At 61.7% G+C, this 23,998-nt stretch carries 20 protein-coding genes; 17 read left to right on the top strand and 3 right to left on the bottom strand.

Translation table 11 applies throughout. From position 1 onward, the window contains the following. Window positions 1-183: 183 nt before the first annotated feature. From DW732_RS01225 to DW732_RS01200, 5 genes are read left to right on the top strand one after another with little or no spacing between them, the layout of a single operon-like run. Window positions 184-3,066 (top strand): proton-conducting transporter membrane subunit, encoded by a 2,883-nt coding sequence (locus tag DW732_RS01225; protein ID WP_118098235.1) that lies wholly within the window; start codon window positions 184-186, stop codon window positions 3,064-3,066. A gap of 12 nt (window positions 3,067-3,078) precedes the next feature. Next, window positions 3,079-3,654 carry an NADH-quinone oxidoreductase subunit B family protein gene (locus tag DW732_RS01220; RefSeq protein WP_117734751.1) on the top strand — a complete coding sequence of 192 codons (576 nt, stop codon included), beginning with the start codon at window positions 3,079-3,081 and terminating at the stop codon, window positions 3,652-3,654. Next, complete coding sequence (locus DW732_RS09825) at window positions 3,654-4,373, top strand: NADH-quinone oxidoreductase subunit C (RefSeq protein ID WP_158564788.1); 720 nt, start codon at window positions 3,654-3,656, stop codon at window positions 4,371-4,373. Before DW732_RS01220 ends, DW732_RS09825 begins: the two co-directional genes overlap by 1 nt. 5 nt (window positions 4,374-4,378) lie before the next feature. Beyond that, window positions 4,379-5,467 carry a nickel-dependent hydrogenase large subunit gene (locus tag DW732_RS01205; RefSeq protein WP_117742959.1) on the top strand — a complete coding sequence of 363 codons (1,089 nt, stop codon included), beginning with the start codon at window positions 4,379-4,381 and terminating at the stop codon, window positions 5,465-5,467. Between the two features lie 7 nt (window positions 5,468-5,474). After that, window positions 5,475-5,816, top strand: a complete 342-nt coding sequence (locus tag DW732_RS01200; protein WP_117734749.1) for a 4Fe-4S dicluster domain-containing protein — start codon at window positions 5,475-5,477, stop codon at window positions 5,814-5,816. Window positions 5,817-6,105: 289 nt separating this feature from the next. On the opposite strand, the gene DW732_RS01195 is transcribed toward DW732_RS01200, so the two are convergent. Both DW732_RS01195 and DW732_RS01190 read right to left on the bottom strand, forming a co-directional pair. Beyond that, a complete protein-coding gene (locus tag DW732_RS01195) occupies window positions 6,106-6,735 on the bottom strand; it encodes a response regulator transcription factor (protein ID WP_118098234.1) in 630 nt (209 codons plus the stop codon). Beyond that, window positions 6,732-7,877 carry a sensor histidine kinase gene (locus tag DW732_RS01190; protein WP_158567310.1) on the bottom strand — a complete coding sequence of 382 codons (1,146 nt, stop codon included), beginning with the start codon at window positions 7,875-7,877 and terminating at the stop codon, window positions 6,732-6,734. Before DW732_RS01190 ends, DW732_RS01195 begins: the two co-directional genes overlap by 4 nt. A gap of 211 nt (window positions 7,878-8,088) precedes the next feature. Here DW732_RS01190 and DW732_RS01185 point away from each other — a divergent pair, with 211 nt between their 5' ends. From DW732_RS01185 to DW732_RS01170, 4 genes are all read left to right on the top strand, one after another. Next, window positions 8,089-9,027, top strand: a complete 939-nt coding sequence (locus tag DW732_RS01185; RefSeq protein ID WP_118098230.1) for an ABC transporter ATP-binding protein — start codon at window positions 8,089-8,091, stop codon at window positions 9,025-9,027. A gap of 10 nt (window positions 9,028-9,037) precedes the next feature. After that, window positions 9,038-10,225: an ABC transporter permease gene (locus DW732_RS01180; RefSeq protein WP_118098228.1), complete on the top strand. Its 1,188-nt coding sequence runs from the start codon at window positions 9,038-9,040 to the stop codon at window positions 10,223-10,225. Then, window positions 10,212-11,417, top strand: a complete 1,206-nt coding sequence (locus DW732_RS01175; RefSeq protein ID WP_118098226.1) for an ABC transporter permease — start codon at window positions 10,212-10,214, stop codon at window positions 11,415-11,417. The genes DW732_RS01180 and DW732_RS01175 overlap by 14 nt, the downstream gene beginning before the upstream one ends. Window positions 11,418-11,688: 271 nt before the next feature. After that, window positions 11,689-12,894 (top strand): DUF362 domain-containing protein, encoded by a 1,206-nt coding sequence (locus DW732_RS01170; protein WP_118098224.1) that lies wholly within the window; start codon window positions 11,689-11,691, stop codon window positions 12,892-12,894. 251 nt (window positions 12,895-13,145) lie between these two features. Here DW732_RS01170 and DW732_RS01165 read toward each other — a convergent pair whose 3' ends face one another. Next, window positions 13,146-14,111 (bottom strand): alpha/beta hydrolase, encoded by a 966-nt coding sequence (locus tag DW732_RS01165; RefSeq protein ID WP_118098222.1) that lies wholly within the window; start codon window positions 14,109-14,111, stop codon window positions 13,146-13,148. A gap of 187 nt (window positions 14,112-14,298) precedes the next feature. On the opposite strand from DW732_RS01165, the gene DW732_RS01160 reads away from it, so the two are divergent. The 8 genes from DW732_RS01160 to DW732_RS01125 all read left to right on the top strand — a co-directional run bounded on the left by DW732_RS01160 (window position 14,299) and on the right by DW732_RS01125 (window position 23,630). Next, complete coding sequence (locus DW732_RS01160) at window positions 14,299-14,982, top strand: hemolysin III family protein (RefSeq protein ID WP_199569675.1); 684 nt, start codon at window positions 14,299-14,301, stop codon at window positions 14,980-14,982. Window positions 14,983-15,095: 113 nt separating this feature from the next. Beyond that, on the top strand, window positions 15,096-16,469 hold the full coding sequence (locus DW732_RS01155) for a hemolysin family protein (protein ID WP_118098220.1): 1,374 nt from the start codon (window positions 15,096-15,098) through the stop codon (window positions 16,467-16,469). A gap of 24 nt (window positions 16,470-16,493) precedes the next feature. Next, a complete protein-coding gene (locus DW732_RS10020) occupies window positions 16,494-17,327 on the top strand; it encodes a hypothetical protein (RefSeq protein WP_233539315.1) in 834 nt (277 codons plus the stop codon). Window positions 17,328-17,463: 136 nt separating this feature from the next. Next, on the top strand, window positions 17,464-17,853 hold the full coding sequence (locus tag DW732_RS01145; RefSeq protein ID WP_117742967.1) for a YtxH domain-containing protein: 390 nt from the start codon (window positions 17,464-17,466) through the stop codon (window positions 17,851-17,853). Next, window positions 17,853-18,608 (top strand): PRC-barrel domain containing protein, encoded by a 756-nt coding sequence (locus DW732_RS01140; protein ID WP_117735636.1) that lies wholly within the window; start codon window positions 17,853-17,855, stop codon window positions 18,606-18,608. The genes DW732_RS01145 and DW732_RS01140 overlap by 1 nt, the downstream gene beginning before the upstream one ends. 72 nt (window positions 18,609-18,680) lie before the next feature. After that, window positions 18,681-20,087, top strand: coding sequence for a polysaccharide deacetylase family protein (locus tag DW732_RS01135; RefSeq protein WP_233539314.1), 1,407 nt, complete (start codon window positions 18,681-18,683; stop codon window positions 20,085-20,087). A gap of 427 nt (window positions 20,088-20,514) precedes the next feature. Beyond that, a complete protein-coding gene (locus DW732_RS01130; RefSeq protein ID WP_118098218.1) occupies window positions 20,515-22,359 on the top strand; it encodes a magnesium transporter in 1,845 nt (614 codons plus the stop codon). A gap of 74 nt (window positions 22,360-22,433) precedes the next feature. Continuing rightward, a complete protein-coding gene (locus DW732_RS01125) occupies window positions 22,434-23,630 on the top strand; it encodes an Nramp family divalent metal transporter (RefSeq protein WP_118098392.1) in 1,197 nt (398 codons plus the stop codon). The last annotated feature ends 368 nt before the right edge of the window (window positions 23,631-23,998 follow it).

Below are 23,998 nucleotides of genomic sequence, written 5' to 3'. Positions count from 1 at the left end.
TGTCATGTAATGGGGCGCGCCCTGCACTGCCGCGACGGGGCCCGCCATATTGCTTCAATACGGACAGGCTTCTTACCTCGCACGTCTAAAGTTCCACAGTTGGCCGAAAGCCCGCCTTCAGGTGCTCAAATTAGCGTTATAACGTAATGCATGTATAGCGTTTTTGCATGGGGGAGTGATGGTATGACGCTACTGTATTTCCTTACCCTGTTTCCGCTGGTACCGGCGCTGGGCATGCTGCTTGCGCGCGGTGACCGTGCTCGCGATGCGGTAGGGCTTGTAGGCTCCGGCGTCATTATGGCGACAACGGTTGTAGTTGCCGTCTTATTTTTTGGCACGGGTCCGCAGAGCTTTGAGGTTGCCCCCGGCACCTCGCACGTGCTCTCGATCATCAGCTCCGTCATCGACGTGATCCTGTGCGCCGTCATCCTGTACAACGCGCATAAATATAAGAGTGTGCTTACCGGTGTGCTCGGCATCGTCCAGCTGGTGGGTTCGGTCGCCTTTGCGGCCATGACGCTGCCCGCGGTCGAAGCCGTTACGGCCACGCCGCTCTACCTGGATTACATGAGCGTGATCATGGTCCTCGCCGTTGGCATCGTCGGCAGCCTGATCTGCGTGTACGCCTTGGGCTACATGAAGGACTTCCAGGCCCACGACGAGCACGAGGCCGCACTGCGCGGGCAGACTGCGTCCGACCGTCGCCCGCAGTTCCTGGCGCTCATGTTCCTGTTCCTCTCGGCCATGTTCGTCATCGTGACGAGCGACAACCTTGAGTGGCTGTTCTGCGGTTGGGAAATCACCACCGTGTGCTCGTTCCTTATGATTGGCTACACGCGCACGCCCGAGGCCATTAAAAACGCCTTTACCCAGATCATCCTCAACATGCTGGGCGGCATCGCGTTTTTGGCCGGACTCATGTACCTGCACGTTAGCGGCATGCCGCTGACCATCTCGGGCATGATCGATCTTGCCGGCGCTGGTACCGCGCAATCTGCGCTGCTGGTGATGCCGGTCGTTCTGCTGTCGCTCGCCGCACTCACCAAGGCTGCACAGATGCCGTTCCACACCTGGCTGCTCGGCGCCATGGTTGCCCCCACGCCCACGAGCGCCCTGCTGCACTCGTCAACCATGGTCAAAGCCGGCGTGTTCCTGATGGTCAAGCTGAGCCCGCTCTATGCCATCTATCCCGTGACCGGCTTTATGGTTACGAGTGTGGGCGCCATCACGTTTTTGCTTGCTGCCCTCATGGCCATCTCGCAGAGCAACGCCAAACGCGTGCTCGCGTACTCCACTATTTCCAACTTGGGCCTCATCAGTGCCTGCTTGGGTGTCGGCGCGCCCGAGGCCGTATGGGCGGCCATCTTCCTGATCCTGTTCCATACGGTGGCCAAGTCGCTGCTGTTCCTGTGCGTGGGCACCGCCGAGCATCATATCGGCAGCCGTAACATTGAGGACATGGACGGTATGTTCAGCCGCATGCCGCACCTGACGCGTCTGATGATGCTGGGCATCATGGGTATGTTTGTGGCGCCGTTTGGCATGCTCGTTTCCAAGTGGGGCGCCCTGGTGGCGTTTGCGCAGACCGGCAACGTGCTCATGATCATGGTGCTTGCTTTTGGCTCGGCCGCGACGTTCTTCTTCTGGGGCAAGTGGCTTGCCAAGCTTTCGGGCGTCGACCCCACGGCTCAAAACGTTGAGGTCAATGTCCATAAGACCGAATGGATGGCGCTCAACACCATCGCCGCGCTGCTGATTCTGTGTTGCGTGGCGTTCCCGGTTATCTCGAGCGGTCTGGTGTCGCCTTACTTGGCCATGGTGTTTGGCCGCGTGCCGTACGTTATTGGCAAGGATGCCATGTATCTGATGGTGGTTATCGTGGCGTTTATTGCCGTGGTGCTGCTGACTTCATTCCGTGTGAGCAACAAGCCGCACGTAAACGTATATCTTTCGGGCGTGGGGACCGACAATTACCGCCATTTCCGTGGCTCGATGGGTCACGAGGTGAAGGCCGAAAAGCGCAATTGGTACTCGGAGGAAGCCCTTGGCGAGAAGCGTATCGGCCCCGCGGGCAGCGTCGTGTGCTGCAGCATTATCTTGTTTGCGCTGCTGTGCTGCGCGTGGATCGGGCCCGAGAGACTTGCCATGAGCGCGCCCTCGGTGCTGCGCGGTAAGTATTTTGAAGGTTCGGGTGTCGTGGGCATATTTATTGGTACCGTGGCGTTCGCCTTGCTGGCGCCGCTTGTGGGCGGTTTGATCGACGGCGTTGACCGCAAGCTTTCGGCCCGCATGCAGGGCCGCGTGGGCCCGCGCCTGCTCCAGCCTTTCTACGACGTTGCCAAGCTGCTGCGCAAGGCCCCTGCCAGCGTAAACACCATGGATGATACCTACATGGCGTGCGCGCTCATCTTTACCGTGGTGGGCGGCGGCATCTTTGTGTCGGGTTCCAACACGCTGTTGTGCGCTTTTATGGTGACGCTCGCCGCGATCTTTGTGGTGTTGGCGTCCGCCTCGACGCAAAGCCCGTTTGCCCAGGTTGGCGCCGATCGTGAGTTGTTGCAGGTTATGAGCTACGAGCCCGCCGTTCTGCTGATGAGCGTGGGTCTGTATCTCGCCACCGATAGCTTCGACTCCATCGCCGTAACCGGGCAGTCGGCGCCCATCATCGCGTACAGTGCGCCCATTTTCTTGGCGCTGCTTGCGGTGCTCACCATCAAACTGCGCAAGTCGCCGTTTGACCTTTCGTACTCGCATCACGCGCATCAAGAGATTGTCCAGGGTGTCGCCACCGAGATGAGCGGCGGTACGCTGGCCAAGATGACCCTTATGCACTGGTGTGAGACCGTGCTGTTTTTGATGTGGGTGGGCATGTTCTTTGTCTGGGACAACCCGGTGAGCTGGGTCGTAGCCCTGGTCGTGATGGTTGCGACGTACTTTGTCGAGGTGCTGATCGACAACACCTTCGCGCGCAGCACCTGGCGCAGCTGCTTTAAGCTCGGCTGGGGTGTGGCGCTGGTGTTTGGCCTGCTCAACCTTATGCCCATCCTCGTCGACGTGTTTATTTAGGAGGCGGCATCCATGGATCATAAAATGTCGCGCTCGCCGTGGGTTATTCATTACGACGGCTCGAGCTGCAACGGATGCGATATCGAGGTGTTGGCCTCGCTCACGCCGCTGTTCGATGCGGAGCGCTTTGGCGTGGTCAATACCGGCAACCCCAAGCATGCGGACATCTTTTTGGTGACGGGGTCGGTCAATGCCCAGAACCTGCCCGTCGTGCGCCAGATTTACAACCAGATGCTCGAGCCCAAGTGCGTGGTGGCCTGCGGCATTTGCGCGTGCTCGGGCGGCGTATTCCGCGATGCCTATAACGTGATCGGCGGCGTGGACCGCGCGATTCCCGTGGACGTGTACGCGCCCGGATGCGCCATCCGCCCCGAGACCGTGATCGATGCCATCGTGGAGGCGTGCGGCATTCTGGACCAGAAGGAGGCCGTGATGCGTGCCGGTGGTGACCCGCTCACCGTGGGAGGTGCCGCTACCTGGGACGGTGGCGTTGAGTTGGGCGAGGACGGGTTTGTGGCAGTTGCGGGGGCCGGCGACACGCCCGCTGGGACGCCCGCCGCGCCCGTCGCTGCAAAGGAGGCCGAGTAATGCAAAAGGCTATCTATACCACCGTTGGGATCGACGAGCTCCTGTTGCATGTCCAGGCGCTCAAGGGCGTCGGCGCGCGCTTTGTGCAAATGCACGCCGAGCGCAACGTCGACGACGGCACGTATCGCCTAGTCTATACGTTTATCAACGTTCGTGCTGCTCAGGAGCATATTGCGCAGGACGGCAGCTATGCGATTGAGAACCTGGTAGTCGAGGGCATCGACCAGTACCAGGAGATTCCGTCCATCAGCTCGTACTATCCGGCGGTGTTCCCGTTTGAAAACGAAGCGCACGACTTATTTGGTCTTGCCATCACCGATATGCAGATTGACTTTAAGGGCTTTTTCTACCAGGTTTCGACTGCCGAGCCCATGAGCGTTATCACGCCCGAGGTGAAGGCCGCGCGCGAGAAGGCCATGAAGGTCCGTGCCGCCGCCGAGGCCAAGGCGCGCAAGGCTGCGGCCGAGAAGGCCGCCGCGGCTGCGGCTGCTGCGGGGGAGGGCGCCGCGGGCGCTGGCGGTGCCGCGGGCGCTGTCGTCGCTCAGCCCGCTGCGGCTGCCGGCTCCGATGCTCAGCACGATGAGGCTGCCGCCAAGGCCGCGCTCAAGGCTGCCGAGATGGAGGCAAAGCTCGCCGCCATGGATCCCGAGAAAGCGGCCAAGGTCCGCGCGGCGCTTGCCGCCAAGGCCGCCCGCGACAAGCAGAAAAAGGAGGCGTAAGGTCCATGGCACATCGCTCCGTTATTCCGTTTGGTCCGCAGCACCCTGTGCTGCCCGAGCCGCTTCACCTGGACCTGGTGATCGAGGACGACCGCGTTATCGAGGCAATTCCGCAGATTGGCTTTGTGCACCGCGGCCTTGAGAAGCTCACCGAAAAGCGCGATATGCACCAGTTTGGCTACATCGCCGAGCGCATCTGCGGCATTTGCGCCGTGGGTCACAGCTACGGTTATGCCAGCGCCTGCGAGCGCATGCTCGATATCGAGGTGCCCGGGCGCGTGCAGTATATCCGCACCATTTTGCATGAGCTTTCGCGCATTCACTCGCACCTGCTGTGGCTGGGCCTGCTCGCCGATGCCTTTGGCTTCGAGGCGCTGTTCTATCGTTCGTGGACCCTGCGCGAGCAGATTCTCAAGATCTTTGAGAGCACGTGCGGCGGCCGCGTGATCCTTTCGATTAATGAGGTCGGCGGCCTTAAGCATGATATTGAGGATTCTGAGCTGGCGGGTATTGTCCAAACGCTCGACGCCATGCGCCCCGACTACGAGGCCCTGGTGCATACGTTTTTGGACGACGACAGCTGCGGCGAGCGCCTGCATGGCGTGGGCGTGATCAGCAAGAAGGACGCGCTGGACCTTTCGATGGTCGGTCCGTTTGGGCGCGCTTCGGGCGTGGACTACGACGTGCGCATGTTCGGCGACGGCGCCTATGCGGATCTGGCTGCGTTTGAGCCAATTGTCGCTACCGACGGCGACTGCTATGCCCGCTGCCAGGTGCGTTGTGCCGAGGTCACGCAGGCCATGGACATCATTAAGGAGCTTGTGGGCAAGATTCCGCACGACGGTATCGGCGGGCGCACCAAGCTCACGCCGGCTGACGGCGCGCTCGGCGAGGTTGTGATTGAGCAGCCGCGCGGCGAGGCGTATTACTATGTGCGCGGCAACGGCACCAAGAACCTTGACCGTTTCCGCGTGCGCACGCCGACGTCGCAAAACCTGGCGGGTCTGACGCATGCGCTGCAGGGCGTGCTCATTGCTAACGTGCCTATGATTATCCTGACCATCGATCCCTGCATTAGCTGCACGGAAAGGTAGGCGCGGCATGAGTTTGCTGACATTTGCCAAGACGGCCTTGGGCTCTATGATCAAGCAGCCGGTAACGGTGTGCTATCCTCAGGAGAAGCTCGCGGCACCCGAGCGCCTGCGTGGGCACATCGTCAACGACATGGACGTGTGCATTTGCTGCGGCATGTGCGCGCGCCGTTGCCCGGCGGGCGCGCTTGCGGTCGATCGCAAAGGCGGAACGTGGTCGATCGACCCGTACGCCTGCGTGGTGTGCGGCGAGTGCATCGAGAGCTGCCCCAAGCACTGCCTGACTATGGACACCGCCCGTACTCCGGTTGCGGCGGACAAGATTCTCACGGTAGAAACCAAGCCGGAATAGCGCCGGAATAGGGGCCGGCGGGGCAAAAATGCCCCGCCGGCCCCGCGCTTGAACGCGCGGTTGGGCCGCCGCTAACAAAACTATGTCGGTTTACGGGGCTGAGTCACGAGTCCCCAACCATGCCGATATTCGTGAAAATGAAACCGCAGGTAGACGAGCCGTCATTTTGCAGAAAACGCGGGTATGGATGGGGGTCCTGAGTTTAGCCCCGTAAACCGGCATAGTTTTGAAATGGCATTAAATCGGTGACAGCCATTTTGCTATGCCGGGGCGGTTGGCCGTTGGGTAATTACCCTCGCAGGTAGGCAATGGCGATCTGCGTGCGGTTGCGCAGGCCCATTTTGGCAAGGATCGAGCTGATGTGGTTGCGCACGGTGCCTTCGCCCATGTATGCCGTGGCGGCAATCTCCTTGTTGTCGAGACCGCGCGCGATGAGCTCTGCGACTTCGAACTCGCGGTCGGTCAGGCCGGCAAAGGCCGCGGGCCGGCGGGGCGTGCCCGCCGCGATGCCCGCCCCATCAAAATCGATATCCTCGATCGCCTTGCCCTCGAGCACGCGTTTGCCGTCCATGACCTGCGCCAACGCCGGAGGAATGGCGGCGATATCGGTTTTAATCAGGTAGCCGCGGGCGCCCAGCTTGAGCGCTGACACGATGTACTCGTCATCCGAGAATGTCGTCAGAAACACCATGCGTGCCGCGGGGTCGTGCTCAAGGATTTCGCGCGCCGCCGAAATGCCGTCGCGCCCTGGCATTTGAATGTCGAGCAGCGCGACGTCGGGTGCGTGCTCGGCGCAGAGCGCCACCGCGTCGTCGCCGTCGGCACCGGTGCCCACCACCTCTATCTGCGGCTGAGCGCCCAGGATAATCTTGAGCGAATCGACCACTAGGCGGTCGTCGTCGACAACTATGAGCCTCATCGGCCCTCATCTCCTTGCTGTTTGGGGATGGTGGCAAACACGCGCCAGCCGGGGGCGCCGGCGCGCAGGCCGGCGGTGAAGGTTCCGCCAAGCGCCTCGACGCGCTCGCGCATGGAGGCGAGCCCCATACCCCCTGTGGCGCTGTGGGCGCCTGTCCGAACCCCGCCCGTTCCATCGTCGGTAACGACGAGCTGGTAAAACGACGGATGCTCCATGCACCTCACGGTAATGGTTTTGGCATGGGCGTGGCGCATGGCGTTGGAAAGCGCCTCGCGCAGTACCGCCGCAAAGCAGTTGGCGACGTTGGCGGGTGCATGCTCGGCCAAAACCTCAAGCTCAATCTGCGGACCGCTGTCCGAGCGTGCGCCTTCAACGATGCGCTCGAGCTGCACGGAGAGGTTGGCCGCATTGTCGTTGAGCGCGTGGACGCTGGCGCGCACGAGCTGAAGCGCCTCGTCAACGGTGTATTTGACGTCGGCGAAATCGGCGGCGACGCTGGGCTCGTTGGCGTGGACCACGCGCAGAGCTTCGGTCTGAAGCGAAGCGCGCGTGAGCTGGTGGCCCACGTTATCGTGGATCTCGCGCGCGATGCGGGCGCGTTCGGCGAGCGTCGCGAGCTCGACTTCGTAGTCCTGGCGGTCGGCGAGGTCGCGGTTGCGTGCCTCGAGTGCCAAGGCGCGTTCTTGCAGCTTATCGCGGGTGCGACGCATGCGTTCCTGTTCGCGCTCCAGCTGCGCGGTGCGCAGCGACAGCAACGTGGCAGCGACCGAAAGGATGGCGGTTAGCAACAGCGTTCGGGTGGTGAGCGCGCCGCCGCGAAGGTCCGCGACAAGCGCGCAGACAAACACGGCGCTAATCGCCGGCGCGGGCCAGATGCGTTCACGGCGCACGCGTCGCGCGATGTCATAGAAGGCAAGGGGTGCGAACGGCATAAATGGCGGCACGAAGACGGCAGCGATGATGTAGGCGTAGCTCGCGGCCTCGCTCGCGCGATGGGCGTGTTCTTCTCGTGCGACTTCCGACGCCGAGGTGGCTATAACGCCAAGGCAAAACGCCGCGACCAAGCGAGCATCCACAGCAAGGCCCAGAGCGGCCGCAATACAGCACGCCAGCACGATCGATTTGTCGAATAGCCTATTCATACGGGTATTGTACGCGATGCCGCGCACGGGGAAGGCGCCGCCCGGGGCAACCGTGATATTCCTCCCGCGCGGCAAAGCGGCGTCGATTGCTTGCGCGAGCGGGGATTTCGCCTCCGCCCCCTCGCACTCGTGACAAAGCTCACTGGTGCGCGCCGTCCGCTCCTGCGATGATGCAATCGTACCGGGCCGCAAGCAACAGAAGGGCCGCCTTATGACAGACATCGTCCACGTCGAAAACCTCGTCAAGCGCTATGACGATCTTATTGCGCTCGACCACTTTAACCTGAGTATTGCCCCTGGCGAGATCTTTGGCCTGCTGGGCCCCAACGGCTCGGGCAAGACCACGTCCATCAACTGCATCCTGCAGCTGCTCGCTTACGACAAGGGCACCATCGAGCTGTTCGGCGAGCCCATGACGCCCGGCCGCTACGACCTCAAACGCCGCATCGGCGTGGTCCCACAGCAAGTTGCGGTGTTTGACGAGCTTACAGTGCGTGAGAACATCGACTATTTCTGTAGTCTCTACGTCAACGACCGCAAACGTCGCCGCGCGCTTGTGGACGAGGCGATCGACTTTGTCGGTTTGGGCGACTTTACCAAGTTTCGCCCCGGCAAGCTCTCGGGCGGCCTGGCGCGTCGCCTCAACATCGCCTGCGGCATCGCGCACAAGCCCGAGCTGATCTTTTTTGACGAGCCCACGGTGGCGGTCGATCCGCAGAGCCGCAACGCCATCCTGCAGGGCATCTGCCGTCTGCGCGACGAGGGAGCCACGGTGGTGTATACCAGCCATTACATGGAGGAAGTCGAGCAGATTTGCAGCCGCATCATGATCATGGACGGCGGGCGCGTGCTGGCGCAGGGCACCAACGACGAGCTCAAGCGCATGATTCAGATGGGCGAGCGCGTGACCGTCGAGGTCGGCACCGTCGAGGCCGCCACGGTCGAGCGCCTGCGTGCCCTCGAGCACGTGCTCAGCGTTGAGCTTTCCGGCGGCAAACTCGTCTGCACCTGCGAGGCGAGCCCGCACAATCTGGTCGACATCCTCGACACGCTGCGCGTCGCCGACGTGGCGCTCGGCCGCGTGTGGAGCGAGCCGCCGACCCTCAACGACGTGTTCCTCGAGATCACCGGCCGCGAGCTGCGCGACTAGGGGGGCGGCCATGTTCAACACCATCATCACCACGGTCAAGACGCTGCTGCGTCGGCCGAGCACATGGGTCTGGGGCGCGATCTTTCCCATTGCGCTTTCAACGATGTTCATGTTTATGTTTGCGAACCTCAGCTCCGACGGCAAAATCGACCCGGTGCCGGTTGCCGTCGTGGCGGACGAGGCCTGGGACGCTTCGACCTTTAAGGGCGTGGCGGCTTCGCTTGCCAAGGAGGGCGACGATCAGCTGCTCGATGTGAGCGAGTGCGAGGATGTGGACGCCGCGAACCGTGCGCTCAAGTCCGGCGAGGTCGTGGGCATCTACACGGTCGATGCCGCGGGCACGCCCAAGCTCACGCTGCTTTCGAGTTATGACAGCTCGCGCGCCTCGTCGGTGCTCACCGACCGCAGCATCCTTGAGACGGTGGCGAGCTCGTATACGCAAAATGCCGAGCTCATGTCCCAGATTGCCCAGGACAACCCGGCGGCGCTCGCCGACCCCGAGGCGGTTGCGCGCGCCCTGTCGCTCGAGGGCGGCGTCCGCCGCGTAAGCCTGACACGCACCACGCCCGATGGCACAGTCATCTACTATTACGCGCTTTTTGGCCTGGTCGCGATGATGTCTGCCGAGTTTGCCGCCTTGAGCGTCGTCGACCTGCAGCCCAATCTGTCGGGCCTTGGCGCGCGCCGCTGCGTGGGCGGCCTTTCCAAGACGGCGTCGCTGGCCGGCATTTTTGTCGGCTCGTGGCTGGTCTCCTTCGCCTCGATGACGATCGCGATCGGCTACGTGAGCCTGGTCGTGGGCGTCGACTTTGGCGGGCGCGAGGGACTGTGTTTGGTGGGCGGCGCCGCTTCCGCGCTTGCCGCCACGGGCTTGGGACTCTTTGTGGGCACGCTTCCCGTTAAGGGTGGCAAGGCATCCAAGTCGGGCATCCTCACGGGTTTCGCTACCACGTGCGCCCTGTTCGCCGGGCTTTACGGCGAGCCGGCGATGGCACTTGCCGACGACGTTGCCCGCGCCTGCCCGGCCGAGTGCTGGCTCAACCCCGTCAAGCTCATCTGCGACATGTTCAACCGCCTGTATTTCTTTGAGGACCTGGGTCCCTTTGTCATCCGTGCGGGCGCGCTGGTCCTCATGACGCTGGTGTTTGTTGTCGCAGCCACGCTGATTTTTGGAAGGAGCCGCTATGAGCACCTTTAAGACTGCGCTGCGCATGGCGCTCGCGCATCCGTTCTACCTGCTCATCTATACGGTGTTCATATCGCTGATGGGTGTGTTCATCGCGGCATCGGTGAGCTGGAACTCGTCGCAGCTCACCGAATACAAGCCCTACGACGCCAATGTGATTGTGGTCGACCGCGACGACAGCGATCTTTCGCGCGCGCTCACCAAGCACTTGGGCTCGCGCTTTGACCTGGTTACGGGTGTTGGCGACGACACGTACGACCTTGCGGACGCGCTCTCCAAGAGCAACAGCGCCAAGGGCAGCGCCGACTGCGTGTTCTTTATCCCGGAGGGGTTTGAGGACGACCTCGTTGCAGCCGCCCGCGTGGGGGAGTCCCTGCCCAAGCTCGATGTGACCTACGGTGCCGGCACCATGGCGGCGACGCTTTCGTCTGCCGAGGCCTCGCACTGGATCTCGCTCGCGGGCGCTGCGGCGGCACTTGAGCCCGCTGCTTCTAACGGCGACGTTGCCAAGGCGGCCGAGCACGCGGCCGCAAAGCGCGCGGAGGTCCAGATCGAGCAGGTCAAGGTCGACTCGACTGCCGCCGCCACGCTCGAGTCGTACTTCAACTTTGGCGCGTACGCGATCATCTCGTCGGTCATCGTGTCGGTGGGATTGGTGCTCTCGGGCATGAACGAGCCCGAACGCGTGCGCCGCATGGATGCCGGCCCGGTCTCCGAGCGCCAGCGTTCGCTCGCCGTGTTCGCCGCTGCCGCCGTGCTCACCGTTTGTATTTGGTTTGTGTCGAGCATGATGGGCGTCGTGGGCTTTGCCGGAGCGGTTGCCGAGGTTGGCGTGGATCGCGTGCGCCTAGCGCTGGCTGCAACGTTTGCCCTTGCGTGCACGCCGCTGGCCGTTGGCTTTACGCTGTCGAGCTTGGGCGCGCGCGAGGAGCTGCTCAACGGCGTGGGCAACTTACTCGGCATGCTCATGACGTTTTTGGGCGGCGCCTGGATGCCGCTGTCGCTCATGGGCTCGGCCGTGCAGACCGCGGCGCATTTTGTGCCGACGTATTGGGTGAACGACGCGATCGGCAAGGCACTTGCCTCGGACCTGACGCCTGCCGTGCTGGGCGACATTGCCTGCGACCTGGGCGTCACGGCGCTCTTTGCCGCCGCCATCGCCGCCGCAGGCCTAGCCCTCGCGCACAACAAATCCCGCGCCTAACCGCCTAGTAATTGGGGACGTTCTTAAACGACTAGCCATGGGGGACAGTCTTTGCCGATTGGCCGGCTTGCCGGCCGGGCTGGCAAGGACTGTCCCTAACTGTCGGCAGGAAAGGAGCGTCCCCAACTGCCGGGTGGCGAAAGGGTGCCCCCAGCGACTAGTCGTTTAAGAACGTCCAACGGCTAGGCGCCGCGCTTGACTTCAACCCCGCTTTAACGGGTACCATCCTCTATGTCTGTAACGCCACCATATAGACCGAGGGGATATATCTATGACCGCAACTGCACCCGCTGCACCTGCCAAGGTGTACTTCACCAACCTGCGCACGCACGGCCGCGAGAGTCAGCTCGACAAGCTCAAGCGCCTCATCCGCCGCGCCGGCATCGAGCAGATCGACTTCGACAACAAGTTCGTCGCCATCAAGATCCACTTTGGCGAACTGGGAAACCTCTCCTTCCTGCGCCCCAACTACGCGCGCGCCGTCGCGGACGTGGTCAAGGAGCTGGGCGGCAAGCCTTTCCTCACCGATTGCAACACGCTTTACGTCGGTAGCCGCAAAAACGCGCTCGAGCACATCGACACCGCCTACCAGAACGGCTTTACCCCGTACGCCACGGGCTGCCAGGTCATCATCGCCGACGGCCTCAAGGGCACCGACGAGGCACTCGTTCCGGTCGAGGGCGGCGAGTACGTGCATGAGGCCAAGATCGGCCAGGCGCTCATGGATGCCGACATCGTGATCAGCCTCACCCACTTTAAGGGTCATGAGCAGGCCGGCTTTGGCGGCGCCATGAAGAACCTGGGCATGGGCGGCGGCAGCCGTGCCGGCAAGATGGAGCAGCATGCTGCCGGCAAGCCGAGCGTCGCGACCGAGCACTGCGTTGGCTGCCGTGCCTGCGAAAAGATCTGCGCGCACAACGCCATCTCGTTCGACGGCACCCGCGAGCGCGAGCTGGCGAGTGGCAAGACCGTCGAGGTGCACGTGGCCGCCATCGACCACGATCGCTGCCTAGGCTGCGGCCGCTGCATCGGCGTGTGCAACCAGGATGCCATCAATCCCGACTATGACGCCGCTGCCGACGTGCTCAACTGCAAGATTGCCGAGTACACCAAGGCCATCGTTGACGGCCGCCCGAGCTTCCACATCTCGCTCGCCATGGACATCAGCCCCAACTGCGACTGCCATGCCGAGAACGACACGCCCATCGTCAACGACATTGGCATGTTTGCGAGCTTCGACCCGGTCGCCATCGACCAGGCCTGCGCCGACGCCGTTCTGGCCTCCGAGCCGCTGCCCAACACCGTACTCACCGACAGCGCGGCCAAGATGGAGCACGACCACGAGCATCTGGAGGGCGAGCAGGCCAAGGACCCCTTCTGCATCACGCATCCCGACACCGACTGGCGCTCCTGCATCGCACACGCCGAGAAGATCGGCCTGGGCACGAGCAAGTACGAGCTTATCGAGGTCAAGTAGCGCCTGTCTATTGGACATATCAAGCGCCTTTGTAGCGTAACGTAAGAAAAAACCGCCCGCGAGCGCAGTGCTCGCGGGCGGTTTTTCGAAAGTGCGGGGAAAAATCGAATATCGCAGACCACAAACCGTTTTCTGGCAACAACACCCCTGATAAATTCCTGGTAAAACCGCGGTCTGGTCGGGGCTTCCGACATTTTCCCCGCACTTCCGAAAATAGGGGGTCAGATAAAGCCAAATATGCGTAAATTCATCTAGAAATTCTTGTCGAGGAAGCCGTTGACCGTGTTCCAGTAGAGTTCGGGGTCGACCTGCGCGCTCTTGGCGTGCGTGGCGCCATGGACGGTGAGCTTTTGCTTGACCTTGCTAGCGCACGCGTCGTAGTTTTGCTTGAGCATACTGTACGGCACAAAGGTGTCTTGGTCGCCATGGATAAAGAGCATGGGGACCGTCGCGTGTTTAAGCTGCTCCACGCTGCTTGCCTTATGGAAGTCATAGCCTGTGCGAACGTTGCACACCAGGTTCGCCACATCGAGCAAGGGAAAGCTGGGCAGGGCAAACACGTCCTTGAGCTGCAGGGAAAACTCGTCCCAGACGCTCGTGTAGCCGCAGTCCTCGATGATGCACCTAACATTAGGGGGCAACGATTCCCCTGCGACATTCATGGCCGTCGCCGCGCCCATCGACTCGCCAAAGACCAGGATGCGTGCCTCGGGGTCGGCCTGAACGATTCGCCCGATCCATGCGACGACATCGAGCCGCTCGGGCCAGCCCATGCCGATATAGTCGCCGCCGGAGCGCTCGTGGGCGCGGGCGGCGGGTGCGAGTACGTTCATGCCGCGGTCGTGGAAGCGCTTGACGTATCGTGCCATACCGATGGGCTCGTCGGTGTATCCGTGCAGGCAGATAGCGTAATCGTGCGTGCTCTCCGGGCCGGCAAAATACCAAGCGGCAAGCTCGGTCCCGTCATCTGCGGTGAGGCTGCTGCTCTCGCGATGCTCTTTGAACCACGCCCGCGCCTCGACATCCTCGGCATCCATCTGCTCGTCTTTCTTAGCGTCCTTGCCGTCCTGCATCATCTTCATGGTGTACGGCGCTTGGGGGTTCAGGGCAAAGTCAAACAAAAAGTTGCCGGCAAATCCGAGCAACGTGACAACGAGCACCAGCGCAACAACGCCGGCTATCTTGAGCTTTCGATGGGGGTGTGCGCTTTGAGCCATAAGGTCTTCTCCTCTAAGATGTTAATACGTCAACAATTAAACGAAGCGCATTATGGATGTTCACTGTTGATGTGTCAACAGGCAAAGAATGGGTAAACAAAGGGTCACGTATGGTGCAAATATCGCACGTACCCAGACGCTTTGATATAGTGTTGAGAACTCTTTTATGTTGGAGGATGTAACCGGCATGTCCGATTCGAGCGACAGTTCCAAGCCGCGGCCCAAGACCGCGGCCGTTCCGCACTACACGGTGGGCGAGGAGATCATGAACTCCGTCACCCATGGTGTCGGCTGCCTGCTGGGCATTGCGGGCCTGGTGCTCCTGATCGTATTCGCTGCCCTGCGCGGCGGCGGCCCGGCCCACATGGCTGCGGCAATCGTCTATGGCGTCAGCATTATTCTCGAATACCTCGCCTCCACGCTCTATCACGCGATTCAGCCCGAACGCGCCAAGCGTGTGTTTCGCATCATCGACCACAGCTGCATCTACGTGCTCATCGCGGGCAGCTACACCCCGTTTTGCCTCATCACGCTCGCAAACGACGGCGGCCCCGCGCTGTTCTTTGCCGTGTGGGCCATCGCCATCATCGGCATCGCCCTCGAGTGCTTTATGCGCGAGCGTCAACCGCACTGGGTATGCGGCCTGGTCTACCTGCTGATGGGCTGGCTCGTCGTCTTTAAGTTGCCCGAGCTTGTGGCGCTGCTGAATCCCGTGGCGCTTGCCCTGCTCGCCGTCGGCGGCGTGTGCTACACCGTGGGCGTGCCGTTCTATATCGCCAAAAACGTGCGCTATCTGCACAGCGTGTTTCACCTGTGGGTGCTCGCCGGCAGCATCTTCCAGTTCATGGCGGTGATTCTCTTCGTAATCTAGCGATCGCGTCTGTGCCCGCGGACCCATCCAGGCGGCCACCGGGCGCAACTGCCCTATCCGTCACCAACGTTTTAACCTGACGTCCCGAATCTTGGAGGTTCGAGAAACTCCCGATGGACATAACCATCTCCCTTATCACCACCCTCGTTTTGACCCTCATCAACGGCTACTTCTCTATGTCGGAGATGGCGCTCACCACGGCCAAGCGCGCCGTGCTGGAGCACGAGGCCGAGGAAGGCGACAGGCGCGCCGAGCGTGCCATTAAGCTGGCTGCCGACTCCGACCAGCTGCTCGCCACCATCCAGGTCGCCATCACGCTCGTGGGATTCGCCTCGTCCGCCGTCGCCTCGACGAGTCTGTCCGACCCGCTCGCCACGTGGCTCATGAGTTTTGGCATCGCGCCGCTCTCCGCCATCGCGCGCGGCCTGGCGCCGGTCATCATCACCGTCGCGGTCGCCTTCGTGTCCATCGTGATTGGCGAGCTTGTGCCCAAGCGCATCGGCCTGGCCAATGCCGAGGGCGTGTCCAAGCAGGTCGTGGGGCCGTTGTCGTTTTTCCAAAAGATCGCCCGTCCGCTCGTGTGGCTGACTGGCGCTTGCTCCGATGGCCTAGCCCGCATCCTGCGCATCAAGAGTGCCGACGACCGTCAGAACGTCTCGGAAGAAGAGATCAAGTACATGGTCTCGGAGCAGGACGACCTGCTCGACGAGGAAAAGCGTATGATCCACGAGATCTTTGACTTGGGCGACACCGTTGCCCGCGAGGTCATGGTGCCGCGCGTGGACACCACCATGTGCGAGGATGACGAGACGGTCGCCAGCGTGCTGTCCACCATGCGCCAGACCGGCTTTAGCCGCATCCCCGTCTATCACGAGGACCCCGACAACGTGGCGGGCATCGCGCATATCAAGGACCTGATTCAGCCCGCGCTCGACGGCAAGGGCGACCAGCCCATCGCCGGCTTTTTGCGCGACGCCACCTTTGTGCCCGACACCAAGGACATCCTGCCGCTGCTGTCCGAGATGCAGACCTCGCACGACCAGATCGTAGTGGTCGTGGACGAGTACGGCGGCACGGCCGGCATCATCACCATCGAGGACATCGTCGAGGAGATCGTGGGCGAGATCGAAGATGAGTTCGACCCCGACAACAAGTACCTCACGCGCCTTTCGCGCCGCGAGTGGCTCGTCGATGGGCGTTTTTCGTGCGATGACGCAATTGAGCTTGGTTGGCCGCTCGAGGAAAGCGATGATTATGAGACCATCGCCGGCTGGATTTTGGAGCTTTGCGACTCGGTGCCCGACATCGGAGAGGTGTTTGAGGTCGCGGGGTACAAGTTTAAGGTGCAGTCGATGCGTGGCCAGCGCATCTCGCTCATTCGCGTGATCGCTCCGGCCGAAACCGAAAAGAAGGATTCCGAGTCCTCGGCAGATAAGCCGGCGGCGTCGGGTGCGGGTTCTGCGAATCCGCACGACGGCGACGAGTAGGGCAAGGAAGAGTAGGGGAGAGTTATGGCAGGCCTGTTCAACATCCTTAAGGTCACCGTCAGCGAGGACAAGATCTGCGCGCATGTGCTGGTGAACCCCGGCATGCCGCTGATGACCTCGGAGGATATCGAGGCCACGGCGCGCGTGTACTACCTGGTGCCGGCGATTGCCAAGCACCTGTGCCTGGGCGATTCCGGCCGCGAGTTCCAGGATTGCATGGGTCAGACCGAGCTTTGCCACCTGCTGGAGCACGTGACGGTCGAGCTCATGAACGAGACCGGTCTTGCCGGCAGCATCTCGTGCGGTCGCACGCGCGTAAGCGAGCACGACGAGTGCGTCTTTGAGGTTGAGCTTTCGTGTCCCGACGACGCGCTGGCCATTGGCGCGCTGTCTTCGGCCACCTTTATGATGGATTGGGCCTATCTGCACGCCGACCAGCCGGCTCCCGATGTGGACGGTACGGTCGCGGGCCTGCGCAACCTGGTGCTGGGCATGCGCGCCGAGGCCGAGGGCAAGGATCCTCACGAGGCCGTCGCCGCTGCGAACGGCGAAGATGCTGCCGAGGACGAGGGCGCTGACGAGGGCGATGTGCCGGTCGACGCCGAGCCTGTTGCCGATGCGACCGCCGAGCCCGTTCCCACCGAGCCCCAAGGCGTCCCCAACTTTGACGACGAGCCCCAGGTGGCGATTGATACCGAGGGCGCGGTTGCCGAAAACCACGAGGCTTCCGCTGCCGTCTTTGGCGGTGCGGCGACGGTTCCGGCGGGACCTGCGCATGAGGGCGGCCTGCCGCTCGTGGACGGCGCCGGCGAGGACCCGGGTGCCACGGTGGCCATGCCGGCTATGCCTCAGGAGTAGGCCTACGCGTTTATCACCATCACGGACCTGCGCCTTTGCCGTACGCAGATGAGCGGAGCGGCAAGTGATGCGCTGCGGGTATAATGGACAGCATTCAAACGGTGGGCACCGACGTGCCCGCAGGAGAGGAATGATCATGGGTAAGACTTTCAGCTTTGTCTCCGGCGCGCTTTTTGGTGCCGCTGCCGGCGCTATTATCGGCGTTGCTCTGGCCCCGCGCTCGGGCGCCGAGACCCGCGCCATGGCTGCCGATATCGCCAACGACGCCTGGGACAATATGCGCGACACCTACGAGCACGGCGCCGAGGAGGCCCGTGCTGCGGTCAACGATTTTGGCCCGATGGTCGACGCCAAGACCGACGACCTGCGCGCCAAGGTCGACCTGGCCCGCGAGCGCATGGACCAGCTGCGCGAGCAGCTCAACGACGCCATTTCGGGCGGCAACGTGACGCCTGCCGCCGACGTCGTGGTCGAGAACGCCGTCGAGGCTGATACCGAGGCTGCGGAGCCCTCGACCGAGGCATAATGCGCGCCGGGGATTTTGTCGGCGCCAAGATCTATCGCAAGCCTACCGAGGACAAGCGCATCAAAAAGGACGGCACGCCGCGCAGCCCTAAAAAGCTCGGAAAGATTCACTTTCCGGTTTTTACCCCGGGCGGTACGCGCGTGGTCGGCTTTATGGTCCGCCAGTCCGATATCGCGGGCATGATCGAGCGTCCCGACCGATTCGTAGCGCTCGACGCCATTGGTGTCTACGAGGGCGCCATTGCGGTCGATGACGTCAAGGACACGTACGATGCCGCCGCCGCCAAGCGCCTCGACATCAACCTGGACGATTGCATCATCTGGGTCGGTATGGACGTGCGCACGGAATCGGGCGACGTCGTGGGCTATTGCTCGGACGTTGAGTTCAAGCCACGCTCGGGCATCGTGCAGGCATTCTATGTGACCGCCGGTGCTGCTTCGAGTGTTTTGGTTGGTGACACGCAGGTGCCGCCGACGATGCTGCGCGGCTACGAGAACGGCGCGATGGTCGTCTCGGACGAGGTCAAGTCGCTCGGGTATTCGGGCGGTGCGGCTGCCAAGGCCGCTGAGGCCAGCGTCGTGGTGGGTGACAAGGTCAAGAAGGGCGCCAAGGTGCTCGATGACAAGGGATCGGTCGCCGTGGACAAGGGCAGCCGCGCACTGGGCAAGCAGCTCGGCAAGACGCGCGGTATGTTCAAGGCGTTTAAGGACGAATATCAAAAGGCGAGCGGGGGCTCGTCAAAAGCTAGCAAATAGCGACGTACCAAATGATGGGAGGCGAGCCGGAGACCTGTTGCTCCGGCTCGCTGTGTTTATGGGGGAGGGCACATGCGCCAAAACGGATCTAACTTAAACGGTCGCTCGGGTGCGCGTCCGACGGCACGCCGCGACCTGGGGCAGCTGCCCAGCGGTCAGCGTCGACGTCGCCGTAAGCCCGGCGCGATGTACCTCAACCATAGCCGTGGGTTTAGCGATCGCAGCGCGCGCATCGGCAACGGGCGCTCACCGCGCCGACCGTCCCGCCTGCCCTATGCGCTCATCGCCGTGGGTTGCGCGCTCGTACTGTTTATCGCTGCCGTCGTGGGCTACGTAAACCGCAGCGTGGACGTGGAACTCAACGGGCAAAAGACCGCGGTGCGCGTGGGCTCTACGTTGCAGAATCTTATCGACGACCAGGAGTTGGCTGACACCTACGACGCAGGCGACCTGTTGGCCGTCGATGACAGCGTGCTCAAGCGCCATGGGGGCGAAAAGCTGTCGGTGAAGGTCGACGGCAAGCGCGTGAAGCAGGGCAAATGGGATAGCCGCGAACTTGGGGGCGGCGAGAAGGTGACGGTCAAGGATGGCCGTAACACCTACGAGAAGCACGAGGTTCAGGCTACGGTTATCGAGCCCAAGCTCAAGGTCGAGGGCACGGGTGCCATCGAGTACGTCAAGACGTGGGGCATCCAGGGCCGCTCCGAGGTGTGGGTTGGTGAGCAGTCGGGCAAGACGCAGGACCGCGGCGAGGTCGTGCCCGCTACCGATTGCGTAGTCGAGTGCGCCAGCGTGGCGCCCAAAGACAACGAAAAGTACGTGGCGCTGACGTTTGACGAGGGGCCGAGCGGCGCGACCAAGCAGATCTTGCAGGTGCTCAAGGAAAAGGGCGTCACGGCGACGTTCTTCCTTTCGGGCGATGCGGCCGAGGCCTCGCCTGCCACGGCCAAGGCGATTGTCGATGCCGGGTGCGAGATCGGCTCCAACAGCTACAGCGATGATTCGCTCAAGGGCGAGGATCGCGAGACGGTGCGCAAGCAGATCACGAAGGGCACCGAGGCGATTAAGTCGGCGACCGGCGTCGAGACGATGTTGCTGCGTGCCCCCTACGCCGCGTTTGACGAGCAAAACTGGATCGACTCGATGGACCTGGTCTCCGCCGTGGTCTCGTGGAATATCGATTCGGGTGACTGGCTGCTCAACGGTGCCGACGAGCAAGTCTCGACGGTGCTCGATTCGGTGACGCCAGGCAATATCGTGCTGCTCACCGATAGAGACGAATGCGCCGAGCAGACGCTCGAAGCGCTGCCGCAGATTATCGACAGGCTTATTGCCGACGGCTACAAGATCGTGACGCTCAGCGATCTGGTCAAGACGGACACAGCGCTGAGCAAAAAGCTCACCTCGCTCACCAAGGTTTCCATGCCCAAAAACGCTGTGTTCCCCCAACTTGCCGAGGACGACGACACCACAGAGTAGTCATTGGGGACTGTCCCCAAAGGCCGGCACTTGGGGACGTTCCTTTTCTGCCGGCACTTTGGGACAGTCCTTTTCTGTCGCTCGCAAAGAGTGTCCCCGACGACTAGTCGTTTAAGAACGTCCAATGGCTATGTCACGGATGCGTCAGCGTTTGGTATGCCTGCAATGTGCAGCGCATAAATTCGGTGCCGCAGCGCGATGCTGATGCTATAGTTACTGCGGTTAATGAGGGTCAAGAGAAAGGTTACAGGTGAAATCCAAACCTCGACCATACAGTCGATGACCCCATGCAGGTGCTTTCTGCGCGTGCACGGGGTGTGAGCGCTGAGCGGCGTGCCGCCCGCGCATGCGTATACATATCTAAAAGTCCACGGATTGCGTGCCGGCATGGTCACGCGGTCCGCAGGGATAATGATGGGGAGCACCATTGAATTATCTGAGTGAGATGCTCAAATTGCCGGTCTTGGACGTCGACGGCGAAAAGCTCGGCGTTGTGAACGATTTTGGCATTGCAACCGGCGAAGTTTTTCCGCACGTGACGTCGCTTGCGTTCCGTGGTCCCGGCAAGACGCCGTTTATGATCAGCTGGCGCAAATGGGTCGACCGTATCGACGAGACGGGCGTGTATCTCAATACGTCTGCCACCAACATTCGCTTTTCGTACCTGCAGCCGACCGAGCTCCTGCTGGCGCGCGACGTGCTCAACAAGCAGATCGTCGATACGCAAGGCATGAAGGTCGTGCGTGTCAACGACATCAAGTTCTCCATGTCGGGCGAAAATCAGCTGCGTCTGCTGGGTGCCGAGGTCGGCGCCCGCGGTCTGCTGCGTGCAATCAGTCCCGCGCTCGAGCACGTCGTCGAGGGCTTTATGAAGCACTTGGGCAAGCCGCTCAGCGAGGACATTATCGCCTGGTCTTACATGGACCTGCTCGACCGCTCGACTAAGAACATCCAGCTCTCGGTGTCGCACAAGACGCTTGGCGAGCTGCATCCTGCCGACATCGCTGACATCATCGAGCAGCTCGACCCGCGCCTTCGCGCGCAGGTGTTTGCGCAGCTCGATACCGCACAGGCTGCCGAGGCCATCTCGGAGTTCGATGATGACGAGCTCATGACCGAGATGCTCGAGGGCCTGTCCGATACCGACGCATCGTCGATGCTGGCCATGATGGACCCGGACGACGCTGCCGACCTGATTGACGAGCTCGATTATGAGAAGGCCGAGAAGCTCCTGCGCCTGATGGGCGTCAAGGAGGAGAAGGCGATTCGTAATCTGTTGGGCTACGAGGACAACACCGCCGGCCGCATCATGACCTCGGAGTTTGTCTCGCTGCCCGCCACGGCGACGGTCGGCGATGCCATCGAGGCAATTCGCAAACTCGACGAGGACTTCGAGAGCGTCTACTACGTCTATACCGAGGATCCGAGTGGCATGCTGACGGGCGTGCTTTCGCTGCGCACGCTGATCGTGGCCGACCGCGACGCCACGCTAGGCCAGCTTGCTTATCGCGATCTGGTCTATGTGTCGCCCGACGAGGACCAGGAAGACGTGACAGATGAGATGACCAAGTATGACCTGGTAGCTATCCCCGTCTGTGACGAGAACCGCCACATCCTGGGTATCGTGACCTTCGACGACGCCATGGACGTTATTGCCGAGGAGCACCAGGAGGACCTGCAGATCGCCGGTGTCGGTTCGGGCGATAGCGCATCGGACGACTCGACGAACGTGCTCAGCTGGTTTGTGCATCGCCAGTACTGGGTCGTCGTGTGGGGCATTGCCTCGTGCATCATGGCGACGGTGCTGGGGACGGCGCTGGGCTCCGCGTATCTGGTGGTGTTCCCCATGTGCGCCATGCCGCTCGTGCTGCTGGCTGCCTCGCGCATGGTGTCGTTCGTCAAGAACTACTTCCTGGAGTACGACGGCCATGACGATGAGCCCAAGCCGTATCTGGGGTTCTTCTTCCAGAGCACGGGTATGGGCCTGATCCTTTCGCTTGTTACTTACCTGTGTGCGCAGCTGGTGCGCACCGCCGCGTTCCCCGATGCCCCTATGTTTGAGGAGCAGCTCTTTACCGGCTGCTTTAACATTGCTGCCATCATCTGCCTGGTGGGCAACATGAGCGCCGTGATTTATCTGATGGTGCTGTTCTGGCGCGATGAGCACGACCTCAACACGTCGGGTACCGCTATGAGCGTCATCGCCGTCATGATCTCGTGTGTGGCGTACTGCATCGCCGCGGTGCTGCTCACCATGTCAGTCATGGGTTAGGTGGTCTCGTGGAAAACACGAAACAAAAGGCGAGCGCCAAGCAAAAGCTGACCATCGCCGCCATCTTTGGCGCTATGGGTCCCGGCCTGTTGGCGGCGCTTTCGGGCAATGACGCCGGCGGCATTGCAACGTATTCCAGTGCGGGCGCCAGCTATGGCTACAAGATGCTCTGGATGCTTCCCGTCATGACCGTGCTGCTTATCGTGACGCAGGAGACCGCGGCGCGCTGCGGCTGCGTCACGGGCAAGGGCCTGGCATCGCTCATTCGCGAGCGCTTTGGCGTGCGCAAGAGTGTACTTGCTATGGCGGCGCTGTTGATCGCCAACACGGCTGTGACCATTTCGGAGTTTGCGGGTATCGCCAGCGGCCTTGCCCTCTTTGGCGTGCCGGCGAGCATCTCGGTGCCGTTGGTGGCGCTGCTGGTGTGGATGCTTACCATGTCGGGTAGCTTCCAGCGCATCGAGAAGATTCTGCTGCTGGTAAGCTGCGTCTTCGTGACCTATATTGTCGCCGCGTTTATGGCCGGTCCCAACTGGGGTGAGGTCGCGGTCGACTTGGTCGTCCCCAATATTCAGAACGATCCCAGCTACGTGTCGCTCGTGGTCGCAACGATCGGTACCACCATCGCGCCGTGGATGATTTTCTTGGCGCAGAATAACGTGGTCGATAAGAATGCGGGCGAGGACGATATCGTGCTGCAGCGTATTGATACCGTGAGCGGCTCGATCGCTGCTGATATCATTGCGGGCTTCATTATCATCACGACCGGTACGGTGCTGTTCCCGGCGGGTATTCAGATTAGCGATGCCGCCGATGCCGCCCGCGCGCTGGAGCCCATCGCGGGTCAGTGGTCCACGGTGCTGTTTGCCTCGGGCCTGGTCGCAGCGAGCTTTTTGGCTGCCTGCGTGCTGCCGGGCGTTACGTCGAGTGCCATCTGCGAGGCTTTTGGTTGGGAGCGCGGCGCCGATCGCAGCTGGGACGAGGCCCCGGTATATCGCGGCATCATTACGGCCATCATCGGTATCTCTGCCGTACTGGTGCTTATGCCTGGTGTCGATCTGTTCCAGATTATGATGACCTCGCAGGTCATCAACGGCGTGCTGTTGCCCGTGGTTTTGGTGTTTCAGGTGGTTATTGCCGCCGACCGTCACATTATGGGCGCCAACCGCAACGGCCGCGTGTGGAATGTGCTTACGTGGGCGACTATCAGCGTGATCACGGTGCTGACGGTTGTCATGTTTGTCCTGCAGGCGATGGGTTACAGCGCTTAGCGCCTCTTTTGGACTCCAAACAGGCCGCCGCCATGGGTTGCGGCCTGTATTTTGCCTGTTATAGGGGGTTAGTAATATTCGTGTGGACAAAAAATGCCAAATATGAGTACTGTTGCCTGGCCGATAGCATTTACAACTAAGAAAATAATAAACATATCTAAAAATCTGTTCATTAAAAGCGGAGCTCCAAGTCCTAAGCCGGCCATTCTGGTCAACTGGAAGGGTCGCGCGCTACCGCATGGGCGCCATTTTGGGTGGTTTTGCCTGCTACTAAAATTGTAACAGTACTCATATTTGCCCCTTTTTGTCCACGACCTCTTGGAGCCGGCTCGAAAAGAGTGATTTTGGGTTGTTTGCTGCGGGTGTGG

It is taken from the genome of Collinsella sp. AM28-11LB (genome assembly GCF_003469895.1).
Taxonomy (GTDB): Bacteria; Actinomycetota; Coriobacteriia; order Coriobacteriales; family Coriobacteriaceae; genus Collinsella.
The sequence above is the reverse complement of the archived record's forward strand: the minus strand, read 5'-3'. Positions and strand labels throughout refer to the sequence as shown.